Origin of the sequence: Nostoc sp. DedVER02 (assembly GCF_034530675.2) — a bacterium.
Taxonomy (GTDB): Bacteria; Cyanobacteriota; Cyanobacteriia; order Cyanobacteriales; family Nostocaceae; genus Nostoc.
Map to the genome: position 1 here is coordinate 142,939 of NZ_JAVRCP020000015.1, position 19,700 is coordinate 162,638.

The 19,700-nt window shown below is 42.0% G+C and carries 15 protein-coding genes; 5 read left to right on the forward strand and 10 right to left on the reverse strand.

Annotated features, from left to right (window positions below):
* Positions 1-129: 129 nt before the first annotated feature.
* Positions 130-585: a hypothetical protein gene (locus tag RMZ41_RS17090; RefSeq protein ID WP_322640405.1), complete on the forward strand. Its 456-nt coding sequence runs from the start codon at positions 130-132 to the stop codon at positions 583-585.
* Positions 586-680: 95 nt separating this feature from the next.
* On the opposite strand, the gene RMZ41_RS17095 is transcribed toward RMZ41_RS17090, so the two are convergent.
* The 5 genes from RMZ41_RS17095 to RMZ41_RS17115 all read right to left on the reverse strand — a co-directional run bounded on the left by RMZ41_RS17095 (position 681) and on the right by RMZ41_RS17115 (position 7,650).
* Entirely contained in the window at positions 681-3,989 is a 3,309-nt protein-coding gene (locus RMZ41_RS17095) for a type 2 lanthipeptide synthetase LanM family protein (RefSeq protein WP_322640404.1), read from the reverse strand.
* Positions 3,990-4,312: 323 nt separating this feature from the next.
* Positions 4,313-4,603, reverse strand: coding sequence for a Nif11-like leader peptide family natural product precursor (locus tag RMZ41_RS17100; protein WP_322640403.1), 291 nt, complete (start codon positions 4,601-4,603; stop codon positions 4,313-4,315).
* Between the two features lie 238 nt (positions 4,604-4,841).
* Positions 4,842-5,123 carry a Nif11-like leader peptide family RiPP precursor gene (locus RMZ41_RS17105; RefSeq protein WP_322640402.1) on the reverse strand — a complete coding sequence of 94 codons (282 nt, stop codon included), beginning with the start codon at positions 5,121-5,123 and terminating at the stop codon, positions 4,842-4,844.
* A 336-nt stretch (positions 5,124-5,459) separates the two neighbouring features.
* On the reverse strand, positions 5,460-5,834 hold the full coding sequence (locus RMZ41_RS17110) for a response regulator (protein WP_322640401.1): 375 nt from the start codon (positions 5,832-5,834) through the stop codon (positions 5,460-5,462).
* Positions 5,835-6,084: 250 nt separating this feature from the next.
* Positions 6,085-7,650, reverse strand: a complete 1,566-nt coding sequence (locus RMZ41_RS17115; protein WP_322640400.1) for an ATP-binding protein — start codon at positions 7,648-7,650, stop codon at positions 6,085-6,087.
* Between the two features lie 206 nt (positions 7,651-7,856).
* On the opposite strand from RMZ41_RS17115, the gene RMZ41_RS17120 reads away from it, so the two are divergent.
* From RMZ41_RS17120 to RMZ41_RS17130, 3 genes are all read left to right on the forward strand, one after another.
* Positions 7,857-8,309 (forward strand): cupin domain-containing protein, encoded by a 453-nt coding sequence (locus RMZ41_RS17120; RefSeq protein WP_322640399.1) that lies wholly within the window; start codon positions 7,857-7,859, stop codon positions 8,307-8,309.
* Between the two features lie 116 nt (positions 8,310-8,425).
* Entirely contained in the window at positions 8,426-8,968 is a 543-nt protein-coding gene (locus tag RMZ41_RS17125; protein ID WP_322640398.1) for a hypothetical protein, read from the forward strand.
* Between the two features lie 123 nt (positions 8,969-9,091).
* Positions 9,092-9,574 carry a hypothetical protein gene (locus RMZ41_RS17130; RefSeq protein WP_322640397.1) on the forward strand — a complete coding sequence of 161 codons (483 nt, stop codon included), beginning with the start codon at positions 9,092-9,094 and terminating at the stop codon, positions 9,572-9,574.
* A 98-nt stretch (positions 9,575-9,672) separates the two neighbouring features.
* On the opposite strand, the gene RMZ41_RS17135 is transcribed toward RMZ41_RS17130, so the two are convergent.
* The 4 genes from RMZ41_RS17135 to RMZ41_RS17150 all read right to left on the reverse strand — a co-directional run bounded on the left by RMZ41_RS17135 (position 9,673) and on the right by RMZ41_RS17150 (position 18,711).
* Positions 9,673-9,903, reverse strand: coding sequence for a hypothetical protein (locus RMZ41_RS17135; RefSeq protein WP_322640396.1), 231 nt, complete (start codon positions 9,901-9,903; stop codon positions 9,673-9,675).
* Between the two features lie 246 nt (positions 9,904-10,149).
* Positions 10,150-15,753 carry a PAS domain S-box protein gene (locus RMZ41_RS17140; protein ID WP_322640395.1) on the reverse strand — a complete coding sequence of 1,868 codons (5,604 nt, stop codon included), beginning with the start codon at positions 15,751-15,753 and terminating at the stop codon, positions 10,150-10,152.
* Between the two features lie 361 nt (positions 15,754-16,114).
* The gene (locus RMZ41_RS17145; RefSeq protein ID WP_322640394.1) at positions 16,115-18,448 is read right to left on the reverse strand and encodes a response regulator; all 2,334 of its coding nucleotides are present in this window, start codon (positions 18,446-18,448) and stop codon (positions 16,115-16,117) included.
* Positions 18,449-18,570: 122 nt separating this feature from the next.
* Positions 18,571-18,711 carry a hypothetical protein gene (locus RMZ41_RS17150; RefSeq protein WP_322640393.1) on the reverse strand — a complete coding sequence of 47 codons (141 nt, stop codon included), beginning with the start codon at positions 18,709-18,711 and terminating at the stop codon, positions 18,571-18,573.
* Between the two features lie 28 nt (positions 18,712-18,739).
* Here RMZ41_RS17150 and RMZ41_RS17155 point away from each other — a divergent pair, with 28 nt between their 5' ends.
* A complete protein-coding gene (locus RMZ41_RS17155; protein ID WP_322640392.1) occupies positions 18,740-19,036 on the forward strand; it encodes a hypothetical protein in 297 nt (98 codons plus the stop codon).
* 26 nt (positions 19,037-19,062) lie between these two features.
* Here RMZ41_RS17155 and RMZ41_RS17160 read toward each other — a convergent pair whose 3' ends face one another.
* The gene (locus RMZ41_RS17160; RefSeq protein ID WP_322640391.1) at positions 19,063-19,260 is read right to left on the reverse strand and encodes an NblA/ycf18 family protein; all 198 of its coding nucleotides are present in this window, start codon (positions 19,258-19,260) and stop codon (positions 19,063-19,065) included.
* Positions 19,261-19,700: the final 440 nt, after the last annotated feature.

The following is a 19,700-nucleotide window of genomic DNA, read 5'->3' on the forward strand; positions in this document are numbered from 1 at the left end:
ATTCCCAGTATTTCCTAGCTACCTCTTTTGATAGATTTTTCCTTAAGTGTCTTATCTGTCTTAACTGTCCTTGTGTCGCTTTTTTAGCTGTGCTAGGTTACTTGAAATTTGAGATAGATACACAGAAATATGTCTGCAAAAATCATGGAAAGTGTTAATAGAATTACACGGCGACTAATGTTAGTAGTCTTAATGTTGGTTGTAAGTGGAATGATGTTCTTATCATCTCCTGCGATCGCTGCTACTATAACAACTGTCAATCGAGATAATTTTGAAGCTGAAGTTTTAAAATCTGACAAGCCTGTTGTTGTGATTTTGGCAGATGATACTGGATCATTAAATAATGAACTAGTGTCAAAAGCTGAAAAATCTTTTGGAGATAAATACAAAATTGTTGTAGGTGAAATCAGAGAGAACGTACAAGCATATTCTCGTGCAATTGTGCCACTCATATATCCGGCACCTCCCGCCGCTGTAATCTTTAAAAATGGCAACGTACCAACACCGGGATTTGCTTTTAATATAAATGATCCTACAGGCTCATTTGAAGGCATAAAAAAGAGGTTTGAAGATTCACAAGCTTAAGTTACCCAGTTCGTGATGCCCAAAAAAAGCCCTCCCCAACCTCGGTAGAAGGGCTTTTTTTTTGATAATGCGGTTTTTGGGTACAAACAACAAGCTCAATCCCACAATAATATTGAAGGCAAGTCATTGTTAGCCAGACGCAGCAATTGATAACCAATTCCAGATATGCCGGGTAAAAAGCCAGGATTAAATACAGAATTGGGTAAGTTGGGGAACAGTTGATAAGCTCCAGTTCGCTTGGCTCTAGCCACAACATTTGTTGCATTCTGGTGAGCAATTTGCTGCCAATCAGGACGGGAACAGATTTTTGCACCGACTAACAGCACTTCCGCTCGACCGAAATTGCCACAGCATAAGTGATCGATCGCTTGTAAGCCAAAACTCTGAGTAGTTTGGAGAGCAATTTCAATTTCTTGTTGAATTTCCGACGTTTCCACGATTCTCAAACTGCCTAAGCGTCCCAAACCAATCCCGGCTGCACCATGACACCACTTATTTGCAAAGTCAGGTTGTCCCGGTTGTCCCATTCTGCGGAAGTCGGGCCAGTTGGCGGTGGACTGGCAAAAGACGCTACGCTCATACTCGATTCCTGCTAAACCTGCTTCTAAGTACTTGCCCTCTGAGGTGGCGGCATAAAGTCTGAGCAAGGCATAGGAAATACCTGCGGCTCCATGAGAGAAGCCAGTTAAGGGCTTATCCCAATAAGTATGCCAAGCTTTGGGCGCACCGTTGTGGCTAACTTGACGGTTGATTAAATGTTGTCCACAGGCGATCGCTTTTTCTAAAACTGTTGCTTCTCCTGTGGCTTGATGCAGGGACAATAACCCCAAAATTGCCCCAGCTGCTCCACTCATAATATCCAAGTGTTCATCGGCAGCAATTAGTTCTGGTGTCATCAAATCCGCTAATACTTGAGCCTCTGGCAACAGCGTTGCATCGTTGAGAAATTGACTAATTTTCACCAGGCTATAAATCATCGATCCTAAACCTGTTGCACCCCCAACACCCATGAAACGAGCCATGCGTTCCCAAGTTTCGGGATCGATAGTGTGGATTTGGCGACGCAGAGATTGTACTGTCCTCAATGCTAAATCGCGGTAACGGGAATCATCAGTTACTTGACTCAGTGCAGCTAAAAACAAGGCAACTCCAGAACGTCCGTCAGAGAGACAATTGTTCAATACTTGCAGTTGATATCGTTCGGCGCGAGGTACAAAGTCTAGGCCAATCCAGTTAACGCTGCCATCAGGGTCAGAAATGGCTCTGGTTTCCAGTTGAGTGGCGATTTCCTTGGCTTCAGCAATCAATTCTTCCGAATTTAGCAACGGTAACGATTCGCCTTGCCATTGCCCACCTTGGCGGCTGGAAGTGGTTGCAATCTTGGCATCGAAGGAGCCTTGAATAATCGCTACTTGTCGAGCTAAGTCGGTTTCATCCAGAGATTGTAACTGGTTGAGCAGGTCTTGGTAACTGGATTGCTTGAAGTAGTTGGGAATGGAAGAAGAACCGTTTAAACTCAGTTCATCAACCACCGCGCTAGCCGTGAAGAAGGGAATATCCAATTGTTCCATCGCTCGGAGTTCTGCGCTCAAAACAGGAAAAGCGTTTGGTCTATTTTGAGCAACTAGAAAAGCACGACTGAGAACATCGAGTTGAATACTGTAATCTACACCGTGTTTGAGATAATCGGGTGCTAAAGCTTTTTGGAGGATGATGCCATAAATGCGGGTGTTGCGGAAGATAAAGCGCACCTGCTGATTTTGCATCGCAGATAACAAACTTTGGCTTGAAATTAAGAAATCTTTGTGCGCCATCAAAAAGCGATACATCTGCTCAAACCCAGTGGTGATTTGGAGTTGATAATCGTTTGGAGATAGAACAACTTCACCCAAGCACGGCACATTTTTCCCAATCGGCAAGGTTACAGACTCAGAGGACAGATGCATATTATCTGTATTAATGTTCTGCCAGCGCGGGACTTTGCGGGGAGATAGTCGGGGATCTGTGCTGCCTAGCCCGCTAATATCATAAGCGACACTGCGATCGCCACTAAAGTCCCAACGGGGTAAAAGTCCGGTGCGGAGTACGGAATCCCAAAATTGTTGTGTGGCGGTTGTTTCTAAATCTTGGGTAAGCGGTGAGTCTTCAATGAGATTCGGTTCGTGGTGCAGCAGCGTTTCCATGTCAATCAGCACCAGATGTTCGCCATTGGCAATTAAGTTTTCGTAATGGCAATCTGTTCCCCGCAAAGCATAAAGCACACACAACAACATCCCAGAACGTTGATAGAATCGTTTCGCAGCTGCTTCATCCACACAAGGCAACTGTTCAACATGTTCTACCCAACCGTAACCATTGCGCTCCAGTACTTGAATTATTTTAAAATCTAAAAGATTGCTGTGTTGATTGCACCAATCCAAAAATTGGTTAAATACAACCTCTAATCCTAAATCTTTGGGTTTATAAACAAGTTTAAGTCCAGACTCAAAGGTGAGCAAAATTACCGTTCGTCCGCGTTTGTGTGGATCGGAAATGGATGTTTGAATTTCAGCAACTTTGTTTTGAGAAAATGGGATAATTCTTTCATCAAACGTTTGTTGAATATCTGTCCTATCTGCAACTAAACGTTCGAGAAATTCAGCAGTAAACTCAACCCAAAAATTGACGGCTGTTCCCACTAACCGACCGAGAACTGGATATTTTTGGAAGAACGTCAGCATTCCATCTTCTAGGAGTTGATTGACGAACTTGGTGTAGTGAGTGTTATTGTTTTCTTTCTCCAGTCCCAGCAAGCCGAGCAAGTTTTGACCAAAGGGACGCACCTGAGAGAATTCAAAATCTAATGTCTTTGTGCAAATTCCTGCTAATCGTTTCAGTAGACCACATTCTAGAGAACTGTAAGCAGTTTGGGAAAGAATCGATAAGGGAAGACAATCTTGGGTGAATTGACTGTTGCAGCGAGTCAGTAATTGCTGTCTGGCTACCAAGATAGCAGGCAAAAGAATATCTTCAAAGGCGATCGGATTTTGTGAATCAATTGGTAGAAAAACTTCAGTTGCAGAATTGAATCCTGTAGCGGTTTGGATGATTTGCTGCAAGGTTTCTGCCCACTCAGGCAAAGGTTGATCGCCAAGCAACTCGATAGTTCCCAATTTGGAACTAACAGTATCGAGGTCTAACCCTTCCCACTGTAAGCGTTTGTGCAATGTATCTAATTTACCTTCTGCTGCAACTTCGCACCAGCGATCGCGCCGACGGTTAATTTCTTGTTCGTTGACTCGATCGCCATTAATTGCAAATCTGCTTTCATCAAGACGTTCCCAGATAAAGCTAGCATTGGCTGCGATCGCTCTTAAATCGTCTGATGTTTTCTGTTGGGATAAGCGAACAAGTTGTTGAACCATAGCTGGATTTTTCATAGTGAAAGTTAAAACAGAGATATCAATTTCTTTGTGGTCTGGGGAAAGGGTAAGGGGTAAAGGGTAAAGGATGTATTCAAAACCTTTCCCCTTTAACCGAACCGTATTGAGATATCAATGGGATAAGGCGGAAAATAGGAATAAGAATTATATTTTCTTAAATTTGGTGAGAATTATGAATGAAATTCCCTCTTTACCTTCATAGAAAAGCAAAGAAGGAATTCAATATTTGTCGGTTAAGGGGAAAAGAAAAAACCTTTACCCTTTAACCTTTTCCCCTCTTGCAAAAAAAGAGGTCTATACTTTTTTTAGCAGCAACCAGCGTGTCCACCACCGCAGGAATCTGTATGACATAGTTTAGCCGCACTTTCAGCCATCATCCCGCCGCTAACACTGAGTAATTCCTCTTCACTCAGTTCGTTGGAGTCCACAAAGGTCAGTTCTGCCAGCATTTGAGCTACGCTTTCGGCTGTGAAAGTATAACCTTTTTCTGCACTAGCAATTAGCAACAGTTTGATGGCTTCTGTTTGGGTAACTGCTGCTTGCATGTTCTCACGTAACTGGGTGTTTTGGAGTAGGTTTTTAATTTGTGACAACATAATTAGATTCTCCTATTGGTGGTAATAATTATTCTTGAGATTTTCTCTCCCCTCTGCTCAAAGGAGCTAAGAGGGAATGTGTTATGCAGCATCTCTTTCTGAGTTGAACCTCAGTACCAAGTATGGAAATTATCCAAATAAAAATATTGGAAAAGTTGGATCTAAAAAGCTCTTTTAGAAAAACAACCTGATCCTGGAGGCTACAATGCCGAAGAGCAAGAGAAGCTACATACCTTTTTTAGCAGTGTCCGCCACCACAGCCTTCTGTATGACATAGCTTAGGCGCACTATCAGCCATCATCCCACCACTAACACTGAGTAATTCTTCTTCACTCAGTTCGTTGGAATCGACAAAGGTTATTTCTGCCAGCATTTGAGAGATAGCTTCGACTGTGAAGTTATAACCTTTCTCTGCACTAGCGATCGCTAACACTTTAATAGCTTCTGCTTGATTAGCTGCTGCTTTTACTTGCTCTTGTAATTGGGCGTTTTGCAGTAATTCTTTAATTTGGTGTAACATCCGTCTATCCTCCGTTTTTGTTGACTTATCTAAACCGCAGAGATTCTACACTTGTTTTGTGCGGTGTTCTCTGTTCTTCTGATTTGAATTTAGAGAAGAATCGGGGAGAAGTAGGGGAGATAGTTGCAATAGCAGAAAATTTTTTAAAATAATTGAGGTATGAGAACTGGATATTAGCTCTGAGCGAAGAGGCAGGGGGAAAGATAAAGATAGTGGAATTACCTCTGTCAGGCTGGGTTTGAGGGCAAGTAAATTTCAAGCAAATTTATTTATGCCCAGAAGTAACTAGAGCTAGAGCCTCTATAACGACAAGTTGAAAGGATTATGAATCTAAAACTAAAGGGCAACCAGTACTTCACTGATTTGCTCTGCCAGTTTCAATGGACGGAAAGGCTTGGCAAAGATAGCAGCGACATTCAAATCAGCAAAACTTTCTCGATCTGATTGCTGGAGTTTAGCTGTTAATAAAATTACTGGAATTTTCTTGGTGGCGGGGTTAGCTTTCAGTTGTTGCAGAGTTGCACGCCCATCCATATCAGGCATCATCATATCTAGTAAGATGACATCTGGTTTATGGGTAGCAGCCACCTTCAAAGCTTCCTGCCCAGAACTTGCTGTCAATACATTCCAGCCAGCAGCCATTTCTAATCCCAACTTGGCGATCGCCCGCACATCTTCTTCATCATCAACAATCAAGATATTTCTGTTCATAACGGCACTCTTACAAAATATATGTGCTGATTTGCTTGATCGCTCTTGAGCTATTCTAAAGCCAGATTGGGAAAAGTAGGGAAGAATTAAGCTGTTAGAAGTAGTTTATCAAGAAGGAGGAAGGGGGAAAGGGGAAAGGGGAAAGGGTAAGGGGTAAGGCATCCGTGAGAGGGAAAGGTAAAAACCTCGCCACGTTAGGGCGACTTGTTCCTCCCTTTTCCCTTTAACCTTTAACCTTTTCCCCTCTTTTTTATTGCAAACTTGGTAAAGGTAGTAGTACATAAAAGGTGCTACCTTTACCTAAAATGCTTTGAACCCAGATTTTGCCATCATGTTGCTGGATGATATCTCGGCAAATAGCCAGTCCTAAACCTGTTCCTCCTTTGTTACGGGAGTCGGATGCATCCACCTGCTGAAAGCGCTCGAAAATTATTTGTAATTTATCTTCAGGAATTCCTCGCCCTTGATCTTGGATAGTAATCAAAAGGTATTTGGGTAATAAAGGCTCATTTTCTTTAGGCTCAACGCCTTGAGATTCTGAGAGAGTGGCACTTATATATACTGTGTCTCCTGGTTCAGAAAACTTAATAGCGTTGCTCAGTAAATTAGTCAGGGTTTGCAGCAGGCGATCGGGATCTGCCCAAAGTTCAACTTCTACAGGATTTATAATCAATTGGACTTGTAATTGATCGGCCATTGCTTGCATGGCTTCTGTAGCCATAGTTAGCAAGTCTGCGGCGTTGCACTTCATCTTCCGCGTGAATATTTTGCCCGATTTCATCCGCTCTAAATCGAGAATATCGTTCACTAAACGAATTAGGCGTTCAGTGTTAGTGGTGGCAATGCTCAGAACTTTTTGGCCTTGTTCATTCAGAGTTCCCAGTTGTTCTGAACCCAATAAATCTAATGCTCCCATTGTGGAAGTTAAAGGTGTACGCAATTCATGACTGACTAAAGAGATAAATTCGTTTTCTAGACGTTTGCGTTCGGTGATGTCATTGGCAATTAATAAAGCACACGGTACTCCAGCTAAGTCAATCAATTCGAGAGATATCAGTATAGTTTTGAGTTCTGCACACTTAGTTGAAAATTCAAATTCTAGATTGTACAGTGACCCGGTTTCTGGCAGAAGTTGAATTGTTTGAGCGTAGACGCTTGGCGGCTTGTCGTTAGACATCGCCACTGTGCTTTTACCCAAATTAAGTTCAGTGGCAGTATTGCCAATCACTTCGTCTAGAGAGTAGCCGCTCATCTTCAAGAAACTGGGATTGACATCAATAAAACGAGCATCTGAGACTGTAGCGATCGCTATTGGATTGGGACTAGAGCGAAAAACTTTAGCAAACTTCTCTTCTGCTTTGGTGCGATCGTGAATTTCCTGCTGCAACCGCTCATTTTGGGCTTGGAGTTGTTGTTGCAGTTTCCAAATCGTTAAGTGATTTTCAATTCGTGCTAAAACCTCTTCTAGTTGAAAAGGCTTAGTGATATAGTCCACTCCCCCAACTGCAAAGGCTTTCACCTTATCTAGCACATCACCCAAAGCGCTGATAAAAATTACTGGGATTTCACGAGTGCGATCGCTTGCCTTCAAATGTTCGCAGACTTCATAGCCATTCATCTCAGGCATATTCACATCCAACAAAATTAGGTCGGGGGGAACTGCATTTGCTCCTCGTAAACCCGTAGAACCCTTAGTCACACTCCGAACTTTATATCCCTGTTCCGTCAACATGGCAGATAAGAGATTCAGGTTTTCTGGCGTGTCATCAATCACCAGTATGTCTGCTTTGGGAAAGTTTAGCGACTCTTTTGGCATTGGCAATATCGACTTTAGCCAGAATAGGCTACTAATGATTTCTAGAAATTGTAACCTTACTTCAATGTCTTAATAATCAGTTACAAAAAAAATTTCCATTATCCATTTATCTACCCTAGTTCTCCCCGATTAATTCCTAATCTTAAAAGCATCAAATCAAATTAATAGCTCACACCTACCAAATTGCAAAGTACGGAGTAACTTGTATGCAAACTTCAATCATGCGTAAACCAATTATTCTTGCACCAGGAGAAGGTAATCAATTCTCAATTATGGGTGGACAATTTACAACCAAAGCAACTGGTGAAGAGACAAATCAAGCTTGGAAAATTTATGAAATTACAGACACACAAGAAAATGGGCCACCACTGCATACTCACCCTTGGGAAGAAGCATTTTATATTCTCGAAGGAGAACTAGACATCCAAGTTGGTACAGAAACTATTTTGGCATCAACCGGCTCTTTTGTTAATATTCCTCACAATGCACCACACGCCTTCAAGATTCGTTCTGCTACTGCTAAATTTTTGGTTTTAATTGCACCTCAAGGCGCGAAAAACTTTTATGAAGAAATGGGTCAAGTTGCAGATAGCCCATCGCCAAATATGGACAAAATACAGCCTCTTTTGAACAAATATGGATTGCAATTTCTGGCGTGAATCTTTCGTTTGGATATAAGGTGTATAGCTAGCTATACGCCCTTATGGAGAAAAGCCATACATAAACACACAGAATTTGCATTTGTTGATAAATCAATCTATTTCTATAAAGCAATATGTACTCAATAACAAAACCAAAAGCTACTCAACTTTTAACTACTAGCGCATTTAGTTTGGGAATTATCGCTAGCCTCGTTTTCTACCCAAGCGCAAGTCAAGCGGGTAAAAATGATGCTGGAGTACCTGCCGAACTCCAGGGCGAGTGGCGATACGGTCGAATCTCGTCTATTCAATACCAAGATAGCTATACAGGTCGGCCAGCAGCCCCAAATGGTTCAAGCGACCAATTTCAACTTGCATCTAACGGTAACTACCAGCGAAATCGGCTGCTTCAAATCACCACCTATAACTGTGAATCTAATCTCTTTATACAGGAAAAAGGCAAAGTTAAGATTGAAGGTCAACGCCTGACTTTCCAACCTAGCGACAGCACATCCAAAGGGCAAATCTGCAATAGCGGGCGCACCTACTCCAGCCGCAATTCAGCAAAGCCTGAGACTTACGAGTGGTCGATTGAGACGAACGAGTACGGGCAGCAAGTTCTAATACTTGAGACTGCCGATGGCCAGGGTAAAGCTCATTACGGGCGACCTCAATAAGCGGGGAAAAGGGAAAAGGTTAAAAGGTAGTATTTAAACCTTTTCCCTCTTCCCCCTTACCCTTTTCCCCTAGTTCTCCCCTATTGCTTCGTAATCTATAAAATATCGAACTGAGGTTATCCCATGATTCACCATATTTCAATTGCTGTTAAAAACCCCAGCCATGTTGCTCAAGTTCTGGCAGAAATCTTAAAAGCAAAAGCTGTTCCCTTTCCTCCTAACCCAGGAAGCTATATGGTTATACCTTTTGATGAATACGGTACAGCCATTGAACTCTATCCTTTAGGCTCTCAAATTGAACCTGGTGAAAATGATGAAGAATGCGTATTTGTCCGTACTGCAATTAATTCTATGTATACAGATATTCATGCAGCTATTTCTGTACCCATCAGCCAAAAAGAAATTGAACAAATCGGTGTCCGTGAAGATTGGCGTGTAGTGTGCTGTAACCGCGATTCTTTCTTTGATGTGATTGAGTTTTGGGTGGAAAACAGATTAATGATTGAATTGCTAACACCAGAAATGGCATCTCAATATTTGAAATTCGCCACTCAGCAAGAAAATCTAAAATATTTTGTGGCAGAACCTGCTTTAGCAACAACTTGATAAATATCTATCGAACAGAATTCAGGAGTCAGAATTCAGTCGAGTATTCTGTACAACTGGTGGATAGCATTAGCGAGTATTCGTTCGCGCAGCGTCTCTTAGAGAGCGCCGCGTCTTGATTCTGACTCCTGAATTCGTTTATTTAAAGAAGTTGTAGTTACTAAAACTTCTCCGTTAGTAACTTCAGAAGGAGTTGTAGTCACTAAAACTTCTTTGTTAGTAACTCCAGAAGGAGTTGTAGTTACTAAAACTTCTCCGTTAGTAGCTCCAGAAGGAGTTGTAGTTACTAAAACTTCTTTGTTAGTAGCTCCAGAAGGAGTTGTAGTCACTAAAACTTGTTAATTAATAAGTCAAAAAAATTTTTTATTAACTAAAACTTCTTTTTAACTTATCATTCAATAACTTTTTATAATTAAAAAATTTATTTAATACAAATTTGGTTTTACTTATCAAATATGCGATCGCACAATCAAAGAAAATATTAATAGGCGAAAATTGAGTGTTTGAAACCCACCTCCGTGGGTAAAGCCTCGTGTAGATGTGGTTTCTAAGCGCCCATTTTACATTAAGTTGACTCAGTTACAATTTTCTTCCGTTACATCAATAATTTCATCGAAGCAGAAACTTCGGACTAAATTTGTCAATTTTTCTGCCAAAGTAGAATGTGTTGGTGGAATTTGCTCAATTAGTTGAAAAATCCTTTCGGCATCGACTTCAACGGCTGCCTGATTAAGTTCTGTTACCCATTGGGTAGGCATAATATTAATTGCAGAGCGAAGATCCAAAATGGAAAATTGAATATTTTTTAGGTTATTGTCTGTTGCATCTTCACTGCTTTCTTCTGCACAGATATAACGCACCTGCAAATATTCAGCAATCTTTTCAAAAATTACCTGCTCACGAAATGGCTTACGAACCAAGTCGTTGCAACCTGCGGCTAAAATACTCGCCTGTTGTTCTTCAAAAGCACTGGCAGTTAGGGCAATAATTACAGTGCGGTGATTTGTATTTGTATTTCTTTCCTTGGCTCTAATTTCTTTAGTTGCATCGTAGCCGTTCATTACAGGCATCCGCATATCCATCCAAATAAGATGAGGCTGCCAAGTTTGCCACATTGCGATCGCTTCTTGTCCATTATTTGCAGCCTTAATTTCAAAACCAATGCTACCAAGAAGTTGTACAATTAAATCGCGGTTTTCTTTACGGTCATCCACTACCAGAATCCGGTAAGAAGGTTGGCCTGGTGCTAGCTCAATGACACGTCCCTTATTCAACCTTGGTGAAACCTTCAATTCTGCGGCTAAATTCACTTGGATGTCAAAGCTAAAAGTAGATCCTTGTCTAGGGCTACTCGTTATGTGAATATCGCCACCCAACAACCGCACAAATTGACGGCTGATAGTTAGTCCTAGTCCAGTTCCTTCCTTGGTTTGGATACCGCTTGTTGTCTGGACAAAAGGCTGAAACAAGTTATTCATTTCTTCTGGTGCTATTCCTCGTCCAGTGTCTTCGACTTCAAAGTGAAGGAATGGGGCATGGGGCATTGGGGATTGGGAATGGGGCATGGGGCATGGGGCATTGGGCATTGGGCATGGGGCAGGGCTTAATAGTTCTTCTTCCCCTGCCTCCCCTGCTCCCCCTGCTCCCCTACTCTCACTCCCCAAGCTGACTCGTAAAGTAACTCCGCCTGTTTGAGTAAACTTGACGGCGTTACCTAAAAGGTTAATCAGAACTTGGCGGAGTTTCCCCTCATCTGTCTGGATATAACGGGGCAGATTGGGAGCAATTTCAAATCTGAGGAATAATTGCTTTGTTTGTGCCTTTACCTGAAACATTTCTTGTAATGTTTGCAACAGTAGATAAAGGTCGAAGTCTTCAGGGGTGAAAATGATTTGTCCAGCCTCAATTTTGGACATTTCTAGAACATCGTTAATCAGGTTGAGCAAGTGTTCGCCACTGCGGTTAATGGTAGCTAAAGATTCACGTTGGTTTGAGTTGAGGCTAGTATCTCGTTCCATTAACTGAGAAAAACCAAGGATAGCATTGAGAGGCGTGCGGAGTTCGTGGCTCATATTAGCGAGGAAAGCACTTTTAGCTTGGTTGGCAGTTTCAGCTGCTTCTTTGGCAATTCTCAGCGCTTCTTCTGCCTGATGTCTGGCTCGACCGATCGCAATTATTTCACCTACCAACTTCAATAAATTAATATCTTCTTGACTCCAGGCTTTACACAAGTGAATCATCGCTGTACCGACAAAGCCAACTACTTTGCCAGAATGAAGCATGGGTACAGCAACTACAGACTGAAATGACATCCCCTCAAATAGCTTTCTCTCTGCTGTCTCAGGTGGCAATTCTGCCACAGAAGGGATTTGTATATAGTTGCCACGCAGGATTGGAGTATAAAAATAGGGAAAACTCTCAACAGGCGATCCTTTGGCAACATCAATTAATGGTGCAACACCTTCGCCACACCATTCATGAATCAGGTCGAATCGCCTTTGATCTTCGGATAATTCAAATATGCAGCTGTGTTCAGAACTAATAAACTGAGCGATCGCTTGGAGTGTAAAATTAATTGCTGTTTCTAAATTTTGGTCAATAAATTGCCGAGAAATACTACTGAGTAAACTTTCGGCTTGAGTCCGACGTTGTAAAGCTGCTTCTGCTTGTTTGCGATCGCTAATATCACGAGCTACACCCACAATTTGGAAATTACCTTGGGCATCTTGTGTGCGGACTGCATTAGAAGTTAGCCAAACCCAGCCCTTAGTGCGATGTTTGGCGCGGTACTCAGTACCAGAAATTCCCTCACCGGTTGCGAGGATAGTTTGAGCGACTTCTTGACATTTCTGCACATCATCAGGATGAGTAAAGAATGTCAAAGAATTACCCTCCATTTCGCTGGGGGCAAATCCGGTAGTATTCAAAATATTCGGGGAAATATAGTTAAAAACCCCATCAGCACTGATCGCGAACAACACATCATTGACCTTTTCAACGATAGTACGAAACTTTAACTCGCTTTCTTGTAGGGCTGCTTCTGCTTGTTTGCGTTCTAATTCGGCACCAGCACGGGCAGCAAAGATTTTGATAATCAGTTCCCGTCCTGGATCGTGCTTCATCGGTTTAACATCTATTACTGCTAGATGTCCAATAATTTCCCCGGATGAACTGGTGAGAGGAACGCCAAAAAAACTTTCGGCATTCATCCTCACTAAATCTACATCGTCGGGGAAAGCGGTTTGTACTCCTTGGGGATAGTGACACATATTTCCTTCCAAGGTATATTGGCAAGGAGTACCGTGCAAATCATATTCCAAATTTTCGTTTATAGTCCCGCAAGACCAAAATGCCAAAGTGCGAACTCTAGTTTTTGGTTCATTATCAAACTCAGTAACTAGGGCATACTGAACTTGTAATACTTCAGCTAGGTAACGAACGCAGGAGTTGAAGAATTCATCACCTGTTTTTGCTGCTGTCCCCTCAACAATTAAACGTAAAGCCTGTTCTTGCTGTTTGCGTTCGCTAATATCTGTAAAAACTGAATCGAGACAAGATTCTTCGGCGTTGAGACGGAGTGACAAGAGTAACCAAACAACCGAATCATCGCGCCGCCGCAGTGCGACTTCAAAATTCCGAACTTCACCGTCCTTTTCTAACTCTGCTAACATCCGCGTGCGATCGCCTGGATCGGAATATAATTCAGTTGTAAAAAACTTGCCAATCAAGTCATTAGCAGAGGCAAAACCTAAAATATCGGCACCGCGTTGATTAGCCTCGATAATCAATCCATCTTGTTGACGAGTGCGGAAAATACCTACTTGAGAATTTTCAAAGATGTTGCGGTATTTCATTTCACTACGACGCAAAGCTTCTTCTGTCTGCTTGCGTTCTGTAATGTCACGCCCCACACCCAAAATCGCAACTGTGCCATTTAAAGCAGTAATTGTCGAAGTGTTAAAGTTGAACCATCGCCACTTACCATTTTTGTGTCTTAATCGCACCTCAATATCAGTCAGTTTTTCCCCAGTGGCAGCCCTTTGTAATGCTGCGGCGCTGGTTGCTAAATCTTCCAGTTTGGTAAACTCCGCCACAGAATGACCTTCTATTTCCTCTAGGCTGTATCCCATAATTGAGGTAACATTAGGCGAATGATAGGTAAAGATTCCATCTAGGTTAAGGACGAATATCAAGTCATTGGCATTTTCAACGATGCTACGGAACTTTAACTCGCTTTGCTGGAGGGCTGCTTGAGCGCGTTTGCGTTCTGTGGCATCAGTGCCTACTGAAAGAATTTCGATTAAGTTTCCTTGGGCATCTAATATGGGTTTATTTGCCCAGACTATCCAGACGCGATCGCCATTTTTGCATAAGTTCTCATTTTCGTTGAATAAATAGTTTTCTGGGTGTTGACAAATGTCAACCATTAATGTCTGTAAGTCGCGTCCAGAAGTTTCGGTTTCTGGAACAATTGTGCCGATGACGTTATGCCCAATAATTTCATCTAAATCAAAGCCAAAAAGCCTTTGTCCGTAGTCATTTAAAAATATAATGTCACCGTTAGTATCCCAACGCAGGATAATACAGTTGGCTGTTTGCACCAAATCTCGATACTGGACTTCGCTTTGTCGTAAGGCTTCTTCGGTGCGTTTGCGATCGCTAATATCGCGCACCACTGCCAATATGTGGGGCTTACCGTTGTAAATGCAAGTCGTTCCTTTGACTTCCACATCTATTAAAGTACCATCTTTGCAGATATCAACCGCTTGCCCATAAAATTGCTCACCAGATCGCGTTGTTTCAACAAACTCTAGAAAAACTGAATGTGAGTTTGGGTGAATATAGACAGATGGATGTAAACTTAGAAATTCCTCATAAGAATAACCGTGCATCTGATAAGCCGCAGGATTAACTTCAGCTACTTTTTCAGTTTCTATATCAGTAATAAATAGTCCATCATTGATTGCTTCAAAAATAGTGCGATATTGCAACTCACTTTGCCGTAGTGCTTCTTCTGCCCTTTGGCGTTGGGTGATGTCGCGGAAACTCCACACTCTACCAATAATCTGTTCGCCAACACGCTGAGGGCAGGAATATCGTTCAAATATCCTACCATCTTGCAATTCTAAGCAATCGTAACTAACTATTTCCGGGTGTGAGTATAATTCTCGAACTCGTTGCAAAAACCGATCTGGCTCTTTTAGCTGATTTGCCAAATACGCCAGTCGGTGAGGATGATCTGGTTCTGTCAAAAGTTCTGGTGGAATTGACCACATTTCTAAGAACTTTTGGTTATAAGTAGTGATATTACTTAAACTATCGACTACTAATATACCATCTTGAATCGATTCAAAGATAGCGTTTAATAGAGATAAAGAGTTTTCTAAAGCTATTTGAGTTTGTTTGCGTTCGCTCAGATCCCGCCCTAAAACCACTAGAGCCTTGCGTCTACCATCCTGGTGAAATAGGGGAGCTTTGATCATATCGAGACTGCTGACTGTCCCATCAGGTCGGGGTATAATTTCTTCTACCCGATGCACACATCCCAACTGCCAAGCTTGTTCATCTGTTTTATCGCAATTGAGTAAAGCATCGTGATAAAAATTGCTAAATTCTGCTAGTTCGGAGTCTGTTTTGCCTTGATAATCAACCCCTTGTATTTCTAAAAATTCCAGGTTAGCCTGGTTTGAAAGCAACCATTTTCCCTCACCGTCCTTTAAACAGATAATATCGGGTGTAGCGTTAATTAATGTCTGCAATCGCTCCTCAATCTCTTGCAAGGATTCTTGGGTTTGTTTTGCTATCGTGATATCCCGAATTACCAATATTGCACATCGATCGTCAGTCAGCTTGGTACAGCTACCAGAAATTTCTAGTGTTAAAGTCTGCTCACCCTGCTGGTACTGATAATTTGCTGTTTCGTACTCTCCATTGAGTATCTGCACATCAGGATAAACTGGTTGTCCTGCTTGTGCTAAGGGTAGTAAGTCAGTTAATTTTGCGCCGCAGATATTGTCGTGGGGTTGATTTACCAGAGATTCAAAATGAGAATTGCACCATTGAATGCGTCGGTCTTCTCCTACCCAGACTACAGCATCAGCGATCGCACCTAATGTTACTTCCATCTTGGTGAGGGTAGCTTGCAATTGCTTCACCTGCTCCAATTGTTTAGCGCTCATCACCAACTCCTTAATGTCTCCTGGTATAGATAGAACAACTTGGTATAGTGATTCTATCTATAAGTTGAGCATTAAGATATTTAACCATAGCAAAACTACATACTGCCTTCAAATGTTACAGCATTAATACGGTTATTAGCATCATTGAGGGTTAAAGGGGAAAGGGAAATGGGGAAAGGTTTTGAATAAGTAAGTGGGCGGAAATAAATCTAACTATATTACAAAACGTAAATCAGCTTCAAGCTCTTACCAATGACCAATGACAAAGGATAAATGACAGCCCCCACTAGTTAGCTTTAATTGCACCGACCTACTTACATCCTTTACCCAATACTCAAAAAGCCTTCTTTCCTATTGCCTTTTAGCTCTGCTTCAACATAGAATTAGCAACTTGGTATAAAGATTGTAACTTTAGTCCATCATTAGGATATTCAACCATAGCAAAGTTACAAGTTACCTGGAAGCGATCGCCATTTGAAGCTGTAAATACCTGCTGGCGAAGCTTAATTAAAATTTCACTGAGGCGATGTTTAACGACAAGTTGCTTTGTGTCTGCGGTTTCAGTAAACCCAGAAATTCCCACTACAAATTCTCCGTTACCCCAATAGCCCAATATTTCGCCACTGCAAAATGTCGATTGGAATAGCCGACTCCATCGTTGCAATACTTGATTACCAGCCTCATGGCCGTACTGGATATTAATTTGGCGTAAATCGCTGATATTCAATATCACCAAGCAAAGCGATCGCTGATTTTTTTCGGCTTGAGCAATCAGGCGTTGTAAGTCGCGGCTAGACTGAAATTGATTTGCTAATCCCGTTAAAGGATCTTTGGTAGAAAGCGACTGTAGTAGGCGGCTGCGTTCTAAGCGATGGGTAATCCTTGCCAGCAATTCTGCCCCTACAACAGGTTTAACCACATAATCATCTCCCCCAGCAGCAAACACCTGCTGCACTGTTTCCATCTCTCGGTGAGCCGTTAGAAAAACAATTGGCAATTCCTGCCATTGCGGATCTGTGCGAACTGCTTGGCAAAGTTCTATACCACTAATGTGAGGCATTTCCACATCCAAAATCAACAAATCTGGTGCAGTAGATTGTAATACCTCCCAGAAACGTAGGGGATCGTCCAATCCGGTGATTCGCATTCCCCAAGGTTCTAACATTGGGCCTAGCGCTGCTAAAATAAGCGGGTCATCATCAACGACTAATACATTTACTTTTAAAGAACGGGTAAACTGTAAGATTTGTGAGGCAGTTTCCCAAACTTGGCTGGCGGTGACAGGCTTAAGGAGAAAACCCCGCGCCCCAGACTGAGCCAAAGTTACACGATCCACTAGGCGATCGCTAATAGCAAGTGCCAGTACAGGTATAGGAGGGGTGTGTGTTGCTAAGTTCAACATTAATGCTAAAGTTTCCTCTCGCTGCCCAATCTCATCTACATTTAGCACTACTAAATCTGGTGATGTGGTTTGCAAGAAGTTTTTCGCACCTTCTAAAGTTGTTATTTGCTGCCAACGCATTCCCGTAGAATATGCCAGTTGTTGCAATTGTGAACCCAATTGTAAATCAGGGTCAATCAGCAGTAACTTAGAACTTATCTCTTCCTCAATGGAGGTAGCAGTTTGATCTACTAGCTTTTGTGCCATGAGGTTTAACAATTCGCCTAACTCTTGTATTAGCGATCGCAGTTGGCGTTTTTGGGCTGCTAATAAATCCCCTTCTTTCGCTAAAATCTGTTCAATTTCCCGCGCTATTTGAGTTCCTATTTCTTGCTCAAACATTCCCAAAACACCAGCTAACTTATGCGCTTCCCGTTCCGCCGAGTTACGTAATTCTATAGTTAGTGTGTCGCTAGAGAGTTCTGCTGCTGCTTGTTGCAATACCTCCATTCGCTGTGTCATTAGCCCCTGGTATTGACTCCACAGCCCATTCATTGCTTGCTGAAACTGCTGCTCAACTGATGGAGAATTCTGAACTGGGTTTTTTTGAGTTATTTCTTTGCTATTTCCACTACTATTCTTTTTTTGGGATTTTAAGCGATACCCCAAACCATAAACGTTTTCAATCCAATCTACGGCTCCAACCACTTTCAACTTGTGTCGTAACCCCTTAATATGAGACTTCACAGTTTCCTCTTGGGGTGGATCGTCAAATGTCCAGAGATGTTCGATAATATCTCCCCGACTAAAAACCCGCAATGGATTCCGCAGAAATATCTCCAGTAGACTATATTCTTTTGGTGTCAAATCCAGAACTTGATTGTCGTATGTTACCTCGCAAATACTTGGATCTAAACGCAATGCCCCAACTTCTAGCACTGGAGGAAGGGGAGTATCACCGCGACGTAACAAGGCGCGTACCCTTGCTTGCAGTTCTCTCAAATTTAAAGGTTTAATTAGATAATCATCTGCTCCTGCATCAAGTCCACGAATGCGATCGCTAGTTTCATCTTTTGCTGTAATCAATAAAATAGGAGTGGAACAGCCACTAGAACGTAAGCGCTGACATAAAGTAATACCATCTAGTTTCGGCAATACTACATCTGTTAATATCAGGTCGTATTTCGTCGCTTGGGCATATTCCCAGCCAAGTTGCCCATCTTGTGCTATTTCAACAGCATAGTGTTGTTGGGTAAGAGACTGCAACAAAACACTCGCTAAAACTTCGTCATCTTCGATCAGCAAGATTCTCATCGCAACACTACCTTTTTTTGCATATAAAAATCCTATTGGGACTTAAACAAAAATGTAGACCAAATTGGGTTTATAAGCAGTAAATACGTCACGATGAACGGTCAAGCAATCGAAAAATTAACTTAAAATACATTCGCTCCCCACAGATTTACAAACTGAAGCGATCGCAATTTCTGCAATGTGATGTGAAAAACTACTTCCTTAATCTCTATCAAACCTAACAGCTTCTCCTCCACAACCGTCAAATACGGTCGCTTTAACATCTTCTTGGTTTTCGTTTTTCCGTAGCTTATGAATGCGATCGCTAACTTTGTTGAACTTTCTGGGGCTGAACTCAAGAAGTTCCTTGACAAAAGGGCGAAAACGAAAACTGAACGACATCAGCAGCGTAAAGCAGAATTGTCCGGTCGCTACGAAGTTGATGTTTCCCCTAAGCTTGTCGAGAAAGATGACGACGGCTCGTATCCTCAACTGCGGATGCACTATTATTTGACACTGGGACGGGAATTTCTAACCAACCGTGACGCTAAACAGGCTAAGGTGCAGTTCTTGAAAAAAATAATTCTGTGTTCGTTATCTTCTGATTAGCTTAAAGTGACCTTGCAAGGTTCGGTTTAACCCAAGATTGAATCTGAATCAAGTTTCCACTGATGTTTGAGCAATTCTTGGTAAGTCGCTTCCCTAACTTTCATGTCTTTATAGAGCATCAGCAAAAACTCTTGAGCTTGTTCACGTGACATCTGCTTCACAGCGTCAGCGAATGTTCTCAGGCTAAATTCTTGTTCTAAAGATAATTCAATGGGTTGATTCATCACTTTATTACCTAAATATTGCTTTATATAAATAAATGTTACGATAGCTTTACAAAAACCAAAGGGGTGTAAACCGTACCGATGTAGGTTTAATTGCCGTATCTGCTGCTAAAAACCTTGATATTACTCCATTGTGGCAGCCAAAGTCGAAACCTAAGTTCTAAAGTTTCTTACATTGAGGTTTTCAAAAGCATTTTTAGCCTCTGCTTGCGGCTGGCGATCGCCTACGGCAGGCAAAACAGCGCTACAGATGATAAATTTAGACACAAAAAGACTTTTCACCCAGTCCCCAGTCCCCCACTATGGTTTACTGAAAATAAACTGTGCTTTATCTCCCCTCTCCTTAGTAAGAAGAGGGGCTGGGGGTGAGGTTTTAAGGTGTACTTCCTTCAATAGACCGGAAAATGCTATATGTTCCCTATTTCTGAGAGTACTCGAGA